16 protein-coding genes are annotated in these 18,204 nt (G+C 67.7%); 5 read left to right on the forward strand and 11 right to left on the reverse strand.

What is annotated here, in order from left to right; all coding sequences use genetic code 11:
- Positions 1-3: 3 nt before the first annotated feature.
- Positions 4-1,431 (forward strand): nodulation protein NodH, encoded by a 1,428-nt coding sequence (locus LCM32_RS08235; RefSeq protein ID WP_224820577.1) that lies wholly within the window; start codon positions 4-6, stop codon positions 1,429-1,431.
- Between the two features lie 195 nt (positions 1,432-1,626).
- Here the strand turns inward: LCM32_RS08235 and LCM32_RS08240 are convergent, their stop codons facing one another.
- The 9 genes from LCM32_RS08240 to LCM32_RS08280 form a co-directional block, all read right to left on the reverse strand.
- Entirely contained in the window at positions 1,627-2,091 is a 465-nt protein-coding gene (locus tag LCM32_RS08240) for a PTS sugar transporter subunit IIA (protein WP_224820578.1), read from the reverse strand.
- A 51-nt stretch (positions 2,092-2,142) separates the two neighbouring features.
- Positions 2,143-2,712 (reverse strand): ribosome hibernation-promoting factor, HPF/YfiA family, encoded by a 570-nt coding sequence (hpf, locus tag LCM32_RS08245; protein WP_224820579.1) that lies wholly within the window; start codon positions 2,710-2,712, stop codon positions 2,143-2,145.
- A gap of 300 nt (positions 2,713-3,012) precedes the next feature.
- Positions 3,013-3,774, reverse strand: coding sequence for an LPS export ABC transporter ATP-binding protein (gene lptB, locus LCM32_RS08250; RefSeq protein ID WP_224820580.1), 762 nt, complete (start codon positions 3,772-3,774; stop codon positions 3,013-3,015).
- A gap of 3 nt (positions 3,775-3,777) precedes the next feature.
- Positions 3,778-4,287 (reverse strand): lipopolysaccharide transport periplasmic protein LptA, encoded by a 510-nt coding sequence (lptA, locus tag LCM32_RS08255; protein ID WP_224820581.1) that lies wholly within the window; start codon positions 4,285-4,287, stop codon positions 3,778-3,780.
- Positions 4,284-4,907 carry an LPS export ABC transporter periplasmic protein LptC gene (gene lptC, locus LCM32_RS08260; RefSeq protein WP_224820582.1) on the reverse strand — a complete coding sequence of 208 codons (624 nt, stop codon included), beginning with the start codon at positions 4,905-4,907 and terminating at the stop codon, positions 4,284-4,286. Before lptC ends, lptA begins: the two co-directional genes overlap by 4 nt.
- 1 nt (position 4,908) lies before the next feature.
- Positions 4,909-5,877: a KpsF/GutQ family sugar-phosphate isomerase gene (locus LCM32_RS08265; RefSeq protein WP_224820583.1), complete on the reverse strand. Its 969-nt coding sequence runs from the start codon at positions 5,875-5,877 to the stop codon at positions 4,909-4,911.
- An 11-nt stretch (positions 5,878-5,888) separates the two neighbouring features.
- Positions 5,889-6,503, reverse strand: coding sequence for a ribonuclease D (locus LCM32_RS08270; RefSeq protein WP_224820584.1), 615 nt, complete (start codon positions 6,501-6,503; stop codon positions 5,889-5,891).
- Positions 6,504-7,078: 575 nt separating this feature from the next.
- Positions 7,079-8,461, reverse strand: coding sequence for an aspartate aminotransferase family protein (locus LCM32_RS08275; protein WP_224820585.1), 1,383 nt, complete (start codon positions 8,459-8,461; stop codon positions 7,079-7,081).
- 182 nt (positions 8,462-8,643) lie between these two features.
- Positions 8,644-10,005: an MFS transporter gene (locus tag LCM32_RS08280; protein WP_224820586.1), complete on the reverse strand. Its 1,362-nt coding sequence runs from the start codon at positions 10,003-10,005 to the stop codon at positions 8,644-8,646.
- 379 nt (positions 10,006-10,384) lie between these two features.
- Between LCM32_RS08280 and LCM32_RS08285 the strand changes: the two genes are divergently transcribed.
- Positions 10,385-11,212 (forward strand): NAD(P)-dependent oxidoreductase, encoded by an 828-nt coding sequence (locus tag LCM32_RS08285; protein WP_224820587.1) that lies wholly within the window; start codon positions 10,385-10,387, stop codon positions 11,210-11,212.
- Here the strand turns inward: LCM32_RS08285 and betI are convergent.
- The gene (gene betI / locus LCM32_RS08290) at positions 11,209-11,859 is read right to left on the reverse strand and encodes a transcriptional regulator BetI (protein WP_224820588.1); all 651 of its coding nucleotides are present in this window, start codon (positions 11,857-11,859) and stop codon (positions 11,209-11,211) included. The two genes, LCM32_RS08285 and betI, sit on opposite strands and share 4 nt — an antisense overlap.
- Before the next feature lie 138 nt (positions 11,860-11,997).
- Between betI and choX the strand changes: the two genes are divergently transcribed.
- From choX to LCM32_RS08305, 3 genes are all read left to right on the forward strand, one after another.
- A complete protein-coding gene (gene choX / locus LCM32_RS08295; protein ID WP_224820589.1) occupies positions 11,998-12,921 on the forward strand; it encodes a choline ABC transporter substrate-binding protein in 924 nt (307 codons plus the stop codon).
- Positions 12,922-12,927: 6 nt separating this feature from the next.
- A complete protein-coding gene (locus LCM32_RS08300; protein WP_224820590.1) occupies positions 12,928-13,788 on the forward strand; it encodes an alpha/beta fold hydrolase in 861 nt (286 codons plus the stop codon).
- A 160-nt stretch (positions 13,789-13,948) separates the two neighbouring features.
- Positions 13,949-15,187: a cytochrome P450 gene (locus tag LCM32_RS08305; RefSeq protein WP_224820591.1), complete on the forward strand. Its 1,239-nt coding sequence runs from the start codon at positions 13,949-13,951 to the stop codon at positions 15,185-15,187.
- On the opposite strand, the gene LCM32_RS08310 is transcribed toward LCM32_RS08305, so the two are convergent.
- Positions 15,168-17,963: an AMP-binding protein gene (locus LCM32_RS08310; protein ID WP_224820592.1), complete on the reverse strand. Its 2,796-nt coding sequence runs from the start codon at positions 17,961-17,963 to the stop codon at positions 15,168-15,170. The genes LCM32_RS08305 and LCM32_RS08310 overlap by 20 nt on opposite strands.
- Positions 17,964-18,204 lie beyond the last annotated feature (241 nt).

Below are 18,204 nucleotides of genomic sequence, written 5' to 3' on the forward strand. Positions count from 1 at the left end.
TCCATGGCCCGTTTCGACTATTTCATCGTCCTCGCAGAGATGCGGACCGGCTCGAACTTCCTTGAGGCGAACCTGAATGCCTTTCCCGGGCTGACCTGTCACGGCGAGGCCTTCAATCCGGTCTTCATCGGCTATCCCAAGAACGAGACCCTGCTGGGCCTGACGCTGGACGAGCGGCAGCAGGCGCCGCAGCGGCTGTTGGACGCGGTGAAGGCGGATCACGGCCTCGCGGGCTTCCGCTTCTTCCATGACCATGACCCGCGTGTGCTGGACGTGGCCCTGCCCGATCCGCGCTGCGCCAAGATCATCCTGACGCGGAACCCGGTCGACAGCTATGTCAGCTGGAAGATCGCCCGCGCCACCGACCAGTGGAAGCTGACCGATGTGCGCCGCCGCAAGGAGAGCAAGGTCGATTTCGACCCGGTGGAGTTCGAGGCCCACCTCGAGACGCTGCAAAGCTTCCAGATCCGGGTGATGAACGCGCTTCAGGTGACCGGGCAGACGGCCTTCTACGTGGACTACGACGACCTGCAGAGCCTCGATGTGATGAACGGCCTTGGCGCCTTCCTCGGCCAGAAGGACAAGCTGGAGTCGCTCGACAGCAAGCTGAAGCGCCAGAACCCCGAGCCGCTGGACCAGAAGGTCGAGGATTTCGACGGGCTGGAAGCGGCACTGGCGCGGCTGGACCGGTTCAACCTGAACCGCACCCCCAACTTCGAGCCCCGGCGCGGCGCTCGGGTGCCGGAGTATGTGGCGGGGACCACCACGCCGCTGCTCTACCTGCCGGTGCGCAACGGGCTGGAGGACCGCGTGCGCGGCTGGCTGGCGGCGCTGGAGGGCGTGGCGGCAGAGGACCTGCCCGGGGCCTTCACGCAGAAGAGCCTGCGCCAGTGGAAGCGGGCCCGCCCGGGGCATCGCAGCTTCACCGTGGTGCGTCACCCGCTGGTGCGCGCCCATGCCGTCTTCTGCGAGCGTATCCTGATGCCGGGGCCGAACCGCTTTGGCGAGATCCGGCGCGTGCTGCGCAAGCGCTACAACCTGCCGATCCCGGCGGACATGGAGGCGGCGGACTATCCGCTGGAGCAGCACCGCGCGGCCTTCCGGGGGTTCCTCGACTTCCTCAAGGCCAATCTGGCGGGCCAGACCACCGTGCGGCAGGAGTCGGCCTTTGCGACGCAGGCCGGGACGGTGGAAAGCATGGGGCTCTTCGCCCTGCCGGACCTGATCCTGCGCGAGGAGGAGTTGACGACCGAACTGCCGGCGCTTGCCCGGCGTCTGGGGCATCCGGCACCGGTGGAGCCTCTGGCGGCGGAGGGCGATGCGCCCTATCCGCTCGCCGAGGTTGCGGATGCGGAGCTCGCCGCGCTCTGCGCAGAGATCTACCAGCGGGATTACATGATCTTCGGCTTCGATCCGGCCTCGCCCGTCTGACGCGGCGTGGCCTGCGCCCTCTCGACACCACGCGCCGCTTGATGGGCGCATGCCGCCCGCGGGGCTAACCGTTTTCTTCGAAGAAAACGGACCGGAATTTTTGAAAATTCCGGGCATGGCCGCGCCGTTGCGCGCCGCCAGAAACGGTCAGTGAGGATAGTAGGCACGGGCAGGGCCCGCGCGGCAGGGTCAGGCTCAGGCGGCCTGCACGCCCTGATCGGTGGTCAGGATCGCGTAGAGCGTCGCGGCATCCGGGTTGGCGCGCAGCTTCTTGCGGAGGTTGGCGTCGCGCAGGGTGCGCGACACCAGGGCCAGGGCCTTCAGATGGGTGACGCCCGCGTCGAGCGGGGCGAAGAGCGCAAAGACGAGATCCACCGGCTGCCGGTCCACCGCGTCGAAGTCGACGGGCTTCTCCAGCAGGATGAAGGCCCCCGCAACGCTGTCGAGCTGGTCGAGGCGCGCGTGGGGCAGGGCCACACCGTGGCCCACGCCCGTGGGACCGAGGCTTTCCCGCTCCTGCAAGGCTTCGACGACCGCATCCGCCGGCAGACCATAGGCCCCATGGGCCAGATCGCCGAGATCATGCAGCAGCCGCTTCTTGCTGGAGGCCGAGGCAATGACTTTCACTGCCCCGGGCTTCAGGATACCCGAAAGATCCATCAAAACTCACTCGCTCCGAACTTCTCGCCGGGGCGTCTGCTCCCGATCACCTCAACTGCGTGGATCGATCCAACCGATGTTGCCGTCATCCCGGCGGTACACCACGTTCAATCCGTTCTTGCCTTCGTGGCGGAACACGAGAACCGGCGCACCGGCAAGCTCCATCTGCATGACCGCCTCTCCGACAGAGAGGGATGGAATACGGGTTTCCATCTCGGCCACGATGATCGGCTGCAGCGTTGCGTCGTCCGACTCCTCGTCGTCCTGATCCGAGGCGAGGATATACGAGGACCCTCCGAAGATTTCAACCGGCTCGGTCCTGTCGCGGTGATGGTCCTTCAACCGGCGCTTGTAGCGGCGCAGCTGTTTCTCCATCCGTTCGCAACATTTGTCGAAGGCGCCGTAGATCTCGGTCGACTTGGCACTGGCCTGGGCGGTCAGCCCGGTGGACAGGTGCACGGTCGCTTCGCAGACGTATTCGTGCGCGTGTTTGGAAAAGACGACGACCGCATCGGTGGGTCGCTGGGAATACTTGGCCACGGCTTCGCTCAGTTCGGCCTTCACGTGCGTTTGCAGCGCATCGCCAATGTCGATCTGTTTGCCGGTGATTTCGTAGCGCATCCTGTCTCCTTCACTTGACAATTCGGGCGTCGTCCGGCGGTCGATCCGCCGGGCCGCTCAGGTCCGAATGCTGCGGATGGACAGCGTTGCGGCAGGCCCGGACATGAAAAAACCTGCCTTTCCCGCAGTGGCGGGCCAGGGCAGGCCGGACATGTGTCGCAATGCTGTCATACCTTCATATGAAAGTACTCTGCGGCGTTCTGTCAACGGAATCCGGAAGGCAAGGTTTGCAGCGTCTTGCAGCATCCCGCCGGGGGGATGGCGAATTCGGGCCAATAACGAAAGGGTTACGGAACGGGTTCAGGAAATACGGAAATTATCGCCCAGGTACACCCTGCGGACATTTTCGTTCTGAACCACGTCTTCGGGGGTCCCGGACATCAGCATCTTGCCGTCGTGCAGGATATAGGCGCGGTCCACGATCTCGAGGGTCTCGCGCACGTTGTGGTCGGTGATCAGCACGCCGATTCCACGTTTCTTGAGGTCCTGCACGAGGTGCCGGATATCACCGACCGAGATCGGATCGACGCCTGCGAAGGGCTCGTCCAGCAGCAGGTAGCGCGGCTCGGCCGCGAGGCAGCGGGCGATCTCGACCCGGCGCCGTTCCCCGCCCGACAGCGCGAGCGCCGGCGCGCGGCGCAAATGCTCGATCGAGAACTCCGAGAGCAGCTCTTCCAGCCGCTCGCGGCGCTTGTGGGTGTCGCGGTGGGTGATCTCGAGAATGGCGAGGATGTTGTCCTCGACCGAGAGGCCGCGGAAGATCGACATCTCCTGCGGCAGGTAGCCGATGCCCAACTTGGCGCGCCGGTACATCGGCAGGCCGGTCACCTCGCGGCCGTCGATCTTGACGGTGCCGCCCTCGGGCAGGACCAGCCCGGCGATGGAATAGAACGTGGTCGTTTTGCCACAGCCGTTCGGCCCCAGCAGCGCCACGACCTCGCCGCGGTCGAGCTGCATCGACACGTCGCGAATCACGACGCGCTTCTTGTAGCTCTTGCGCAGGTTCTCGATGCGCAGGCCGTGGTCACCCTCGGTGACGGTCAGATCAGGGGCGGGGGCCATGGGTCATTCGCTGCCGGTTTGCAGCACGGTGCGCACACGGCCCTGCATCTCGGCGTTTCCGGTCTTGAGGTTCACGATCATGGACTGGGATGTAAGCGTGCTGCGGCCCTGTGCAACCATCACGTCGCCACTCATCGTCACCACGCCGGTCTCGATGTCGTATTCCGCCTGTTTCGCCTCGGCCGCATCCTCGCCGCTGACCAGCAGCACGTTGCCATCGGCACGCAGCGCCTGGATCGCGCCCTGGTCCTCGGCATAGACCACGGTCACCGTATCGGCAGAGAGCTTGGTCAGCCCCTGCACCACCAGCACGTTGCCCTTGAAGATCGCGGTGCCGTCCGTCTGGCTGACCGACAGGCTGTCCGCGTCGACCTCGACCGGGGCCTGCGTGTCGGAGGGTCCGTTGCCGAAGGCGATGCCCTGCGCGATCCCGGCCTGCGGCAGCAGGAGCAGCGCGGCGGACAGGATCAGGGCGGGGGTGAGGGCCCTGCGGGCCCGGGTGGGAAGGGTCACGGCCTATCGTCCTCGTTACCTCGCGGGTCATATACCAGCTTAACCCCGTCGGTGAAAACCAATTGCGCGTCCGAACCGCTGGTCGCGGTCGTCAGGACCATCTTTCCGGCAGTGAACCTGCCCGGAGGGCCCTCGGCCCGTACGGTACCGGGGGTTTCCGCCTCGATGCTCCGCAGCGCGCTGATCAGTTCCTCGGTTTCGATACGATACCCCTCGGAGGAGGTGATCACGACATTGCCTGCCAGTTCGGCCCGGTCCGCCGGATCGTCGAAGCTTCCGCTGTCGGCGCGGAAGGTGATCCGGGCCCCGGCCTTGAGGTCGATCTGCGCGTCCACCACATCCGCGTTGAGCCGCGAGCGGCCTTCGGGATCGGGGCGCGCGACCTCGGCGGTGAAGGCGATCAGGTCGCCCGTCGCGGTCGCGCCCGCGAAGGTGGGGTTGGTGATCTGCTGGTTGCGGATACGCTCCTGCAGGTCGGTGTCCGCGAAGGGCAGTTCGGCAGAGGGCCCGACGGTGCGGGCCAGCAGGAAGAGCGTCGACAGCAGGCCGAGGGCCGCGAGCGGCAGGATCACCTTGAGCCAGGCGATCACGCGAGAATAGCGGTCCTCGCGCCAGGCCATGTCAGCCGAGACCGACGCGCAGGCAGTCGTGGATGTGCAGCAGGCCCTGCGGCGCAGCCGTGCCCTTCGGATCGACGACGAAGAGGCAGGTGATCTTGCGTTCGTTCATCACGGCCACCGCTTCCTGAGCGAGGGCGTCCGGGGCGATGGTGCGCGGGTTGGCCGTCATGACCTCCGCCGCCGTATGGGACAGCAGCCCGTCCATGTGGCGCCGCAGGTCCCCATCGGTGACGATGCCGGCAAGGGTACCGTCCGGATTGACCACGCCGACCACGCCGAACCCCTTGGAGGAGATCTCCAGCAGCGCCTCGGACATGGGCGTGTCGCCCTTGACCAGCGGCAGGGCCTCGCCGTCGTGCATCAGGTCGCGCACCCGGCTCAGCTGTGCGCCCAGCTTGCCGCCGGGGTGGAAGTTGCGGAAATGCTCGGCGGTGAACTGGCGGTGTTCCATCAAAGCCACGGCCAATGCATCGCCAAGCGCCAGCGTCATGGTGGTGGAGGAGGTCGGCACCACGCCGGTGCCACAGGCTTCCTCGGCGCGGGGCAGCACGATGGCCACGTCGGATTGCGTCAGCAGGGTCGACTCGGGCCGGCTGGCGACGCCGATCATCGGGATGCGGAAGCGACGGGTGTAGGAGATCACATCGGCCAGTTCCGGGGTTTCGCCGGAGTTCGACAGCACGATCACCACGTCGTCACTGGTCAGCATCCCGAGGTCGCCGTGGCTGGCCTCTGCGGGGTGGACGAATTGCGCGGGCGTCCCGGTGGAGGCCAGCGTGGCGGCGATCTTGCGCCCAATGTGGCCGGACTTGCCCATGCCGCTGACGATGACCCGGCCCTTGACGTTGAGCATCAGGTCCACGGCCTGCGCGACGCTCTCTCCGAGCGAGGCTTCGAGCTGGGACAGCGCATCGGCCTCGATGCGGATGACGCGGCGGGCGGTGTCGAGGAAGGTCTCGTGGTCGGTCATGCCGGGTCCTCTCAGGTATGGGCGAAGATATCGGTGTCGGGCCAGCCTTCGAGGTCCAGCAGGGCCCGCGTCGGCAGGAAGTCGAAACAGGCCTGCGCAAGGTCGGTGCGGCCTTCGCGGTCAAGGCGGATGTCGAGCGCGGCCTTCAGCCGGTGCAGGTAGAGCACGTCCGAAGCGGCGTAGTCGAGCTGCGCCTGGGTCAGCGTCTCGGCGCCCCAGTCGCTGGATTGCTGCTGCTTCGAGATGTCGGTGCCCAGCAGGTCCTGGGTCAGGTTCCGCAGCCCGTGCCGGTCGGTATAGGTGCGCACCATGCGGCTGGCGATCTTGGTGCAATAGACCGGGGCGGCAAGCGCGCCGAAGGCGTTGTACATCGCGGCGATGTCGAAGCGGCCATAGTGGAAGAGCTTCAGCACCTGCGGGTCGAGCAGCAGTTTCTCGAGGTTGGGCGCGCGGGTCTGGCCCTTGGCGATCTGCACGATATGGGCGTTACCGTCACCCGAGGAGAGCTGCACCACGCAGAGCCGGTCGCGGCCCGGCACGAGGCCCATGGTCTCGCAGTCGATCGCCACGGAAGGCCCGAGGTCGAGCCCGTCGGGAAGGTCGCCCTTATGCAGATGGTTGGTCACGTCCGCCTCTTTGCACCGCTGTCGCCTTGGGACATAGGCCCGTTTCGGCGTGGTTGCAATTGAGGAGGGCCACGGCGGCGGTTTCGCGACGATTGGGGGAGGGGCAACGGGGGTGCTTGCGGAGGAGTGGTGGGGGCGCAGATCGCGGCGGGGACGGTCTGGTGACGGCATGGACGGGGGCCGTCGCCGGAGGTGTGTGGGCCATCGCCGCGCCTGCCTGATTTATTGCGGTATGCTTTCGGAGTTGTCTCGTTCCGTCTTCCCCTCGGAATGTCCCGCCCGGCCGAGAGGCCGGGCAGCGCCGACCCGCCCCCCGTCGCGTCGCCATTGGCGCTCGGACCGATGGCGCGCCAATGGCGACCGGCGCTACTGCGCCACCCCGCGGGACGGCGCTGCCCTGCTCGAAGGTCGGTTAGCGCGCGGCTCTACATTGGATGACAGCCCGCTTGGGTTCCAGCGGTATTAGAACGCCCGGGGGACAGCCGTCAGCATTAGAGGGCGGCAGCACCGCGCATTGCTCCAAAAACGAAAACCCCGGCCGAAGCCGGGGTTTCCTCATGTCTCTTCGACAGGGCTTACTTCAGGCCTTCGGCCTGCATCGCCTCCAGCGCGCGGTCCAGCGTCCGCTTCATGCGGGCGACGATTTCCAGCACGTCATCTTCGGTCACGATCAGCGGCGGGCAGAGCGCCAGCGTATCGCCAACGGCACGGGTGATCAGGCCCTCGTCCGCGGCGATGTCCGCGGCTTTCATGCCGGCCTTCACCTTGGGATCGAAGGGCGCCTTGGTGGCCTTGTCCTGCACCAGCTCGACGCCGGCGATCAGGCCGGTGCCGCGCACTTCACCCACCAGCGGGTGATCCGCCAGCTTGGCCAGCTCGGCCTGCATGATCTCGCCCATCTTGGCGGCGTTCTCGATCAGGCCCTTCTCCTCGATCACTTCGAGGTTGGCGAGGCCCACGGCCGAGGCAACCGGGTGGCCCGAGCCGGTGAAGCCGTGGCCGAAGGTGCCCAGCTTGTGGGAGTTGTCCGCGATCGCCTGGTAGACCTTGTCGGTGAACATGATCGCCGAGAGCGGCAGGTAGGACGAGGTGATCTGCTTCGACAGGGTCATGATGTCGGGCTCGAAGCCCATCTTCTGGCAGCCGAAGGGCGTGCCCAGACGGCCGAAGCCGTTGATGACCTCGTCCGCCACCACGAGGATGTCGTACTTGCGGCAGATTTCCTGCACGCCGGGCCAGTAGCCCACGGGCGGCACCATGACGCCACCGGCACCCATGACCGGCTCACCGATGAAGGCGGCGATGGTCTCGGGGCCCTCGGCGAGGATCGTGTCTTCCAGTTCCTTCAGCAGGCGCGCGGTGAACTGCTCCTCGGTCTCGCCCTCTTCGCCGAAGCGGTAGAAGTGCGGCGTGGTCAGGTGCGTCACCGGGATCGCGGGCAGGTCGAAGTCACCGTGGTTCGCCGGCAGGCCGGTCAGCGAGCCCGAGGCGATGGTGATGCCGTGGTAGCCCTTCTTGCGGGCGAGGAACTTCTTCTTCTCGGGACGGCCGAGGGCGTTGTTCATGTACCACACCATCTTGACGATGGTGTCGTTGGCCTCGGAGCCGGAGTTGGTGAAATGCACCTTGGTCAGGTGCTCGGGGGTCATTTCCACCAGCTTCTCGGCCAGACGGATCGAGGGCTCGTGCGACTTGAAGGCGAAGGTGTGGTAGTAGGGCAGCAGGCCCATCTGCTTGTCGGCGGCTTCGCGCAGCTTGGGCTCGGAGAAGCCGACCGCGACGGACCACAGCCCCGCCATCGCCTCGATGTATTCCTTGCCGTTGGAGTCGGTCACGCGGATGCCGTCACCCTTCACCATGATCGTCGGGCCCTTCTCCTCGAAGGCGCGGGCGTCGGTGTAGGGGTGCAGCTGCGTCGCGATATCCGTCGCGGCGAGAGAATTCGAAAGCATGTTCATGGGGCGAACTCCTGTAAAAGAAGGGACCTCCCCGGCGCGATCCTGTCATGGCTCGCCCGGTGGTATGGGCGGCACCCTAGGGAAGGGTCAGCCGGAAAGAAAGCACCACGGTCCGGAATCGGGTGGATCCACGCGGAGGGCCGCCGGATTGCGCATCACGAGGCGAGTCGGCGCGCGGGACGTCAGAGGATCTGGAACGTCCCCCGGCTGCGGATGACCGAACAGAGGCAGCCGATGACGGCAAGCGCGGTGCCGAAGAAGAAGGCCTGCTGTGCATCATGGGCGCCCATGGAGAGCGCGATCGTCGCCAGCGCGGTGCCGAAGCCCTGCCCGAGCAGGCGCGCGGTGGCCAGCGCCGAGGAGGCGCCGGAACTGCGGTGTCGCGGGGTGGCGCCGATCAGGCTGCGGTTGTTCGGGGTCTGGAACAGGCCGAAGCCCACCCCGCAAAGCGCCAGCCGCAGGGCCAGCCCGGGGATGGTCACATCCTCCGGCATCGTGGCCAGCAGGGTGAGCCCGGTGGCCAGAAGTGCCATGCCGACGGCCACGATACGCCCGTTGTAGGGCTTGTCCGCGAGACGGCCCGCGATGGGGGCGGTCGCGGCGAGGGTCAGGGGCCATGCGCTCAGCAGCAGGCCGGCGTGGTAGGGGGAATACCCCATCCCGGTCTGTAGCGCGAAGGGCAGCACGACGAAGGCCAGCATCTGGCTCGAAAACCCGCAGACGGAGGTCATGATCGACAGGCGGAACTGCGGCTTGGCCAGCAGGTCGAGAGGGATCAGCGGGTTCTCGGACCGCCGCTGGCGTTGCAGCAGCACGGCGCCCGCGATCACCCCGGCGGCCAGCGTCACCAGCGGAACCAGTATCTCTCCGGTGCGGCCATAGCTCATCAGCGCATAGAGGATCAGCGTAAAGGTCAGGGCCGAGAGCAGCGCGCTCAGCCAGTCGAAGGGATGCCGGATCACGTCGCTTTCGGGCAGGTAGCGGGCCCCGAGGACGAGGGCGATCACCCCGGTCGGCAGGCCCATCATCACCACGGCGTTCCACGGCAGCACCGTCAGCAGCGCCCCGGCGATGGTGGGCCCGGTGGTCATCGACAGCGCCACCACGCTGGCGTTGATCCCGATGGTGCGGCCCAGCTTCTCCGGCGGCACCACCAGCCGCAGCAGGGCCAGGTTCACCCCCATGACGCAGGCAGCGCCCGTGGCCTGAAGTCCGCGGGTCGTGATCAGCATCTGGAGGCTGTTGGCAAAGCCGTTCAGCGCTGCGCCGATGGTAAAGATGACGATCCCCGTCAGGTAGATCCGCCGACAGCCGAAGATCTCGGCCAGGCTGGCGACGGGGAAGAGGCAGGCCACGATGACGAGCTGGTAGATCCCGACCACCACGGTCACGTCCCTCGGCTCTGCGCCAAGTGCATCGGCGATGCTGGGCAGGGCCACGTTGACGGCGACACTGTCCATCACGCTGGTCGAGATCGACAGGACGATCGCCACAACGGCGAGGATACGGTGCCGGTCGGACAGCGGCGCGTCGGAAGGGCTCATGGGCGGGGCGTCCCCGCGGGGGCGGGCGACAACGCGCAGGTCTTTGGGCTGGTCACTCTTGGGTCTCTTGCTGCCCGGGAGGGTGCGGGCTCTGATGGGGGCCGAGGGGTGGCCCGGTCGTCGGGGCAGTCTCGGGGCTCTGTGCGGTCGGTCGCGCTGGGCGCGGGCGGCGGACGGCCCCGGCGCACATCGTGGCGCGGGCGCGGGGCGGCGTCAAACCGGTTGATATGGGGGGCGCCGGGATGCGACCCTCGGGTCAGGCGCCTCGTGCGTATACGCAGTATATTACGCGGCCCCCGTCAAGGGCACATCGGCGCAGGACGCCCGGTGGGGCCCTGGAGGGGCCTTCCGCGCAGGACAGAGCAACAGGAGCGTGCAGATGACCCGGATCGCCGTGGTTTCGATTGGCAAGATGGGCGAGGCCATTGCCCGCCGCCTCGTGATGGGCGGGGCCGAGGTGATGACCTCCTTCGAGGGGCGCAGCGAGGCCACCCGTGCCCGCGCCGAGGCGGGCGGGATCACGGGGGCCAGCGAGGCCGAGATCGCCGGGGCCGACATCTTCCTGTCCATCGTGCCGCCGAGCACCGCCCGCGCCATGGCGGAGCGCTACTTGCCGCTCTTCGCCGCGCAGGCGCACCCGCCGGTCTATGTCGACTGCAACGCTATCGCGCCGGACACCTCGCGCGAGATCGGCGCGCTCTTCGCCGCCGAGGGGCTGCCCTTTGCCGATGGCGGGATCATCGGCGGGCCGAAGTGGGAGGGGCCCGGCCTGCCACGGCTCTACGTCTCCGGCACCGGGCCCGAACTGGCCGAGACGCTGGCGGGCCATGGGCTCGACTGCCGCCACCTTTCCGATATGCCGGGCGAGGCCTCGGAGCTGAAGATGAGCTATGCGGGTCTGACAAAGGGATTTCAGGCTCTGGGCGCGACCATGGCGCTGGCGGCGGACCGGCCCGCGCTGCGCGAAAGGCTGCTGGCCGAACTCGAGGGGAGCCAGCCGATGCTCTATGGCTGGCTGTCCCGGATGCTGCCGGGCATGTACGCCAAGGCCTATCGCTGGGAGGGCGAGATGGAGGAGATCGCGGCCTTCCTCGCAAGCCGCGGGCTGGACCCTCGTTTCTTCGAGGCCGCCGCCGCGCTCTATGGCCAGATCGCCACGGACGAGGAAAAGGTCGCCGCGATCGACCGCTTCGTGACGCGACGCTAGACCGTCTTGGCGGCCAGCGTGGCGGCAACCTCGGCCATGCGGGCCCGGGCGGCCAGCCGCTCGGGCGTGGTGCCATAGCGCTGGGCGAGGTGGCTTTCGAGGTGATCCAGCGCCTCTTCCCGGCTCAACCCGCCCACCTGCATGCCAAGGCGCAGCCAGATCCCGTCGATCAGCAGCGAGACCATGTTGGCCCCGCGCTCTGCCGCATCCGCGTCGGGTTCCACCGCGATCAGGGCTGACCGCAGGTTGCCGTTGAGCCGCCGGTAGATCACCCGCTGCAACCGGGCGAATTGCGGGTTGTGGGGCACCTCGGCGCACATGGCGACCCAGCCGTGCGCCATGCGCGGCAGATAGGTGGTGGGCGAGAAGTTCGCCTCGATGATCGCGTAGAATCGTTCCCAGGGTGTCTGGGCGAGGCGCATGTAGAGAACCGCCTCCTCCCGCAGGGTCGAATTCCCCTTGCGCAGAGCCGCTTCGATCAGGGCCTGCTTGGTGGCGTAGTAGTGCAGGACGCTGGCCTTGGAGGCCCCGGTATGGGCCGCCACCCGTTGCAGCGTCGTGCCCTGCAACCCGTGCTCTGCCAGCACCTCGAACGCCGCCTGGGCGAGTTCGGTGCGCCGGATATCGGCAATGCTTTTCCGTCCCATCGGTTCCCCTGAAGGCCTCTCGTGCGGCCCTTGCTGCCGCTTCGATAGCTTTGATTGACCCTCGGGTCAATTTATCCTACTGAGATATTGACTGACCCGTGGGTCAATAAATGAACCGTCGAAACAGGGAACCTGAGCATGACCAAAGTCCTCTTCACCGCCGCCTCTCTGACCGCGCTGCTGAGCGCCGGTGCCGCGCAGGCCCAATGCGACACGGTCCGCATGGCCGAGCCGGGCTGGACGGACCTCGCCCTGACCACCGGCATTGCCTCGGTCCTGCTGGAGGCGATGGGATACGAGACGGACAGCAAGGTACTGGGCATCCCGGTCATCTACGAATCCATGAAGCGTGGCGATCTGGATCTTTTCCTGGGCTATTGGGATCCGGCGATGACCCAGTACTACGCGCCCTACGAGGCGGACGGTTCCGTCACGACGGTGTCGCAGAACCTCGAAGGGGCGAAATACACCTTCGCCGTGCCGAAATACGTCTACGATGCCGGGGTGCATGACATCGCGGATCTCGCCAAGTTCCCCGAGGAATTCGGCGAGAAGATCTATGGGATCGAGCCGGGGTCGAACGAGCTGATGCTGGCGATTGTCGCGGATGAGGCCTTTGGCCTCGACGGCTGGGATGTGGTCGAAAGCTCGGAGCAGGGGATGCTGGCGCAGGTCGCCAATGCCGTGCGCCGGGACGAGTGGATCGTCTTCAACGGCTGGGCCCCGCACCCGATGAACACCCGGTTCGAGATGGAATACCTGACCGGCGGCGATGCCTACTACGGCCCGAACTTCGGCGGCGCGACGGTGCACACGCAGGTGCGGGCGGGCTACCTCGACGCCTGTCCCAACATCGGCAAGCTGGCGACGCAGCTGGCCTTCGACGTGGATCTCGAAAGCGAGGGCATGGGCTACATCCTGACCGACGGCGATGACGCCGAGGCTGCGGCCGAGAAGGTGATCAAAGCCCATCCCGACCTACTGGAAGGCTGGCTGGACGGGGTGACCACCAAGGACGGTGCCCCGGCGCTGGACGCCGTGAAGGCCGAACTGGGTCTGTAAGCGCCCATGACGATCGAAGAGCGCTGCATCCCCGGGGCCTGCCCTTTGCACGTGGAACTTAGGGGTGCGGCGGAGGCGCCGGCCCTGATCCTCGTGCTGGGGCTGGGGATGCAGATGCGCGAATGGCCGGAGGATTTCCTGCGCGCGCTGGCGCAGAGCTTCCGGGTTATCTGTCTCGATAACCGGGATTCGGGTCGATCCGGGCGCTGCGGGCCAGAGCCTGATCCGCAGGCGATGAGCCCTGAAGGTCTGCGCGATCCGGCGGCCTATCGGTTGCAGGACCTTGCCGCGGATGTCTCGCGCGTGGCCGATGCCCTCGCGCTGAAGAGCTATGCTGTCATCGGCTTCTCCATGGGGGGGATGATCGCGCAGCTGGTCGCCGCCACGGACCCGCGGGTCCGGGCCATGGTGCAGATATGCAGCTCGGGCGGGGAGGCGACGCTCGTCACCACGCCGGAGGCCGAGGCGCGCTTTACCCGCACGGTACAGCCCTTCGAGAGCGCGGCGGCCTTCCTCGACTGGCTGGCGGAGGACGTGGCCTATTTCGCCACCCCGGGATCGCTGACGGAGGGCGAGGCGCGGAGCATTGCCGCGCAGATGATCGCAGAGGGCTACACGCAGGGCGGTTTCGCCCGTCAGCGCCGGGCCATCGCCCTGGCCGGGGAGCGCAGCGCCCTGCTGCGCCGCATCACGGTGCCATCGCTCATCATCGCCGGGGCCGATGACAATTGCCTGCCGCCTGAAAGCTCCGTCCGGGCGCAGGCGCTGATCCCGGGATCGGAGCTGCATATCCTGCCCGGCATGGGCCACGCGCTGGACGCGCCCGCGCTTGATCTGGTCCGGGCGTGGCTGTCCGAACGGGGCTGACGCCCGATCTGTCCGGAATTCTGTCTTTCCTGACCGTGTGATGTTTCCTATTTTCCCAAAATAGTCCGGTTACGGGGAAGCCGGCGGTGTGTGTTAAGGGGGGAAATGTGTTCGGTCAGGCCGAGGGGAAAGGTCCTGTACCTTCCGGGCGGATCTAGCGATGCGCCTGCTTCGCCGTTTCGTTCGCGGGTCGAAGGCCTCGCCCGAAGAGCGGACCCAGCCCGTTGCCCCGGCCGTTGTGTTGCCGCTGGACCTGCTGTCGGCCGAGTTCATCGCCGATCCCCACCCGGCCTATGACTGGCTGCGCCGCCATGCCCCTGTGGCGCCCGTGACGGCCGGGGGCATCCTGCTGACTCGCCACGCCGATGTTCAGGCCGCGCTTGGTGACAAGACGCTCGGCAACGCGCCATCGCGGTTTTCGCCCCTCGCCGCGCGCAATCGCGCGACATATGTCGCCGCCGATCTCGCGGCGCATATTCCCCCGTTTCTGGACCTTCCGGCGCACCGCCTGCCGCGACAGGCGATCTCGCGCGGGTTTCACCGGGCGCTGTCGGGGCGCGATCCGGGACTGGCGGCGCTGGCCTGCGGGCTGACCCGGGCACAGGCCGGGCAGGGGCGCGTCGATCTGCTGGAAACCATCAGCCGGCCCTATGCGCTCACGGCAATGCGCGGCCTGCTTGGGCTGGAGGGCAGCCCCGAGATGCTGAAATCGGTGGCCGAGAGCTTCTTCCTGCTCTTCGCGCCGCTGACGGATCGGGCGAAGTTCACCGCGCTCAACGATCAGATGGCCGGGTTTCGCGATCATGTCACCCGGTCTCTGGAGGCCAAGCGAGGCAAGGCGCCGCGCGATTTCCTGGGCCACATGGCCGCCTTGCAGGCTGATCTTCCGGGGCTGACTGATCAGCACATCGTCGATGCCGCGATCCTGCTGCTGGCGGATGGGGTCGAGAATGTCGAGACAGGCGCGGCCACGCTGCTGCATATTCTGGCGCGCGAAGGGGGCTCGGTGGACGAGGCGTGGGTGCGCGAGGCGCTCAGGCTCGACACGCCGGGGCAGATCATCCCCCGGGTGGCGCGGCAGGACACCGAGATCGCGGGGGTGCCCGTGAAAGCGGGCCACCCGGTGTTCCTCGCGCTTGGGGCGGCCAACCGTGACGGGGAGGTCTTTGACGCGCCCGATGTTTTCGATCCCACCCGCGATCAGGGGCAGGCGCTGGTCTTTGGCCGCGGGGCGCATCGCTGTATCGGCGAGCCGCTGGGGATCGCCCTGCTGCTGGCGCTCGCCCGCGCGCTGGAGGCGGCGGGCGCGCGGCCGGTTTCGACGGGGCCGATGGCGTATCAGCCGCGCTTTGGCCATCGCTGGCCCGCGCGGCTGGAGATCACGATCGCCGCAGGCTGAAGGGCCAGAGCGTGCGGCGCGGGCTTTCGAGAGCGTAGTCGGAATAGAAGGCCACGCCGTTGTCGATCACGTCCGCCGTCACCCGGATCGGCACGAACTTGTCCGGATAGGTCATCTGCACCTCGCGGGTCACGCTGTCGCCGGGGGCCAGATCCGTCTCCAGTGCCGCGCTGCCCGCGATGCGGGAGCGGATGTGCCCGTCGAAGTTGCGCTGCGTGAGGATCACGCAGGTCTGCCCGGCGGGCCATGTCACGGCGCTGGTGTTGGTCACGGTGACCTTGACCGGGACGGTGGCGCGGCGGCGGCCGAAGCGCGGCGCGCGCAGCTTGACCTCGGCCTTGTAGGCCTCGGGCGTGGCGGGCCGCGTGGTGTCGAGCGCATCGGCGCCGGGCTCCGTCACGGGCAGGGCCTCCAGCCCGTCGATGAGCGCGTTGAGCCGCGTGGCAAGTGCCTCGGGCAGGGGCGCGCGCAGGGTCTGGCCGTGGCGTCCTTCGAGGTAATGGCCCTCGGCCCCTGCGGGGTGCATCAGCGGCAGGGCGCGTTCCGGCCCGACCATCCGGTGCTTGGCGGAATGGGTCTTGTCCTCGGTCCAGACGTGCAGCGTCGGGAAGGCGGTCGGGGCATCGGGCCAGTTGTCCCAGCTCACCAGCAGCGAGATCTCCCGGCCGCGCGCAGCGAGTTCCTCGGCCACCCATGTCATCACCTTGGCCCCCTCGCAGAAGCCGCCAAGGGCAATCGGCCCCTCGCGTTGCAGCCGGTCGATGGCATTGGCGTAGTGATAGGCGAGGCGGCGGGACTGGGCGTCGTCCTTGTCGACCTTCTGGAACAGGGTCCGCATGGCATAGATCGGGCGCTTCTTGCCGAGCGCCTCGACCAGATTGGGCCATTCGCTGTCAGCCTGCACGCACCAGAAGAGCGGACGCGGGCCGTTCTGCCCGCCCACGCGGAAGATCAGGTCAGACACGTCGGGCCGGGCGGGCGAGAGCTTCCACTCTTTCACCCGTTCGCGCACGAAGGAGAGCGCGGCGTCGTCCAGACGCGCGGCTTCGGCCTTGTCCTGCGTTTCGACCATCGTGGCGAAGGCCCCGAAGGCGGGCGTGTCGTAGAGCTGCGCCGGGTCGAGTTTCACGCCGGTCAGGCGGGTGACCTCGAAGACGAACTGCGTGGCCGAAAGGCTGTCGCCGCCCGCCTCGAAGAAGTCGGCGGACAGGCCCTCGGGCTTGCGGTGCAGCACCGTTTCCCAGGCCTCGGCGATCTTCTGCGCGGTGTCGGAGAGCGGCGCGCGGTCTGCGGCATCTTCCTCGGACAGCGCGGCGAGGGACACGCGGTCCAGCTTGCCGCCGGCGAGGCGGGGCAGCGCGTCCGTGATGTCGATCCGGCCGGGACGCTTGAAATCGGCCAGCCGCAGGGCGAGGTGCTTGCGCAGTTCCTCGGCGCCCGCCACCCGGCCCGGGCGCAGCACCACGGCAAGGCCCACATGCTCGCCCAGCGTGGGATGCGGGCGGGCATAGGCCGCGGCCTCGATGATGGCATGGTGCGAGAGGATCGCGCGTTCGATCTCCTGCGGCGAGATCTTCTCGCCGCCGCGGTTGATCATCTCCTTCTCGCGCCCGTCGAGGTAGAGGTATCCCTCCTCGTCGATATGGCCGAGATCGCCGGTGATCAGCCAGCCGTCCTCGTCGAAGGGGCTCTCCGCCTCGCCGAGGTAGCCGGTCATCATGTCGGGCGACATGACGCGGACCTGCCCGGTCGCGCCTTCCTCGATGTCGGAGCCGTCGGGGGCGCAGATGCGCAGGGCGCAGCCTTCGATCACGCCCACCGATCCAGCCTTGCGCGGGCTGGGGGGCAGGGGCGTGGTGGCGATCAGGCCGCAGGTTTCGGTCATGCCGTACATCGGCAGGATCGGCACCTCGCCGCCCAGCAATTCCTCGATCATCGCCTGCCGGGTTTCCGGCAGATCGGCCGAGACCGAGCGGATCAGGCGGATCTGCCCACCCAGTTCGGCCCAGTCATCGGCGGAATATTCGGCTTCCATCCGGGCCAGCATCGTGGGCACGGCCTGCAGCCATGTCGCGCCGCTTTCGCGGGCGGCCTGAAGGATCGCGGAGGGATCGCGCCCGGAGGCGCAATGCACCGCGCCGCCCGCGATCAGGGGCGCCAGCATCAGGTCGACGAAGCCGCCGATGTGGAACATCGGCAGGGCGTGCAGGGCCATGTCCTCGGGGCCGAGGTAGAGGCTGCCGCCGATCCTCTCCGCCGCGCCGTAGAGGTTCTCAAGGGTCAGCGGCACCGCCTTGGGCAGGCCGGTGGAGCCGGAGGTGAAGAGCACGAGGCCGGGGCCCTCGGACCAGCTTGCGCCCGCATCGACCGGCCCGCCGGACAGCGTCAGGCTCTGCGGGGCATGGGTGTCGGGCAGCTCCAGCCGGATCTGCGGCAGGTCGCCGGGCACCGGCGCGGGGCCAAGCGCGGCCTCGTTGATCAGCGCCTGCGCGCCCGAGATCGACAGCTGGTGCGCGAGATCCTCACGCTGCAGCGCCGGGTTCAGCGGCACCAACCGCACCAGATGCGCGAGGGCGAAGAGCACCGCCGTCTGCGCAGGGCCGTCGTCCAGACGGGCCGCCACGACCGAGGTCGGCCCAAGGCCCATGCCGGACAGGCTCTCTTCCAGCGTCTCGCGCAGCGCCAGCATGGCGGCGCCGTCGAGATAGAACTCCTCGGGTCCGGTCAGCAACGGGCGGTTGGGGGACTCGGCAAGGGCAGCGAACAGGTCGATCATGGGTCTTCACTATAGCAGGGACGGAACGCGGGTGTGACAGGTGCCCTCCGCCGGGCCGCGCCAAAATAGGGATCTCGCGACGGTTGAACAGGGGCATTCGCGGTCATCTTCGCGTCATCGGCTGAAACCGACCGGGATGCCGCGGAGGGCGGGTTCGTAGGCAGGCTGGCAGGCTGGGCCATGGCCCGGCGCGGGGTGGGGCGTTTTACTCTTTCGGCTGACCGCGAGGGCGCTACTGTGC

The organism is Pseudooceanicola nanhaiensis (assembly GCF_020171315.1).
Lineage (GTDB): Bacteria > Pseudomonadota > Alphaproteobacteria > Rhodobacterales > Rhodobacteraceae > Pseudooceanicola > Pseudooceanicola nanhaiensis_A.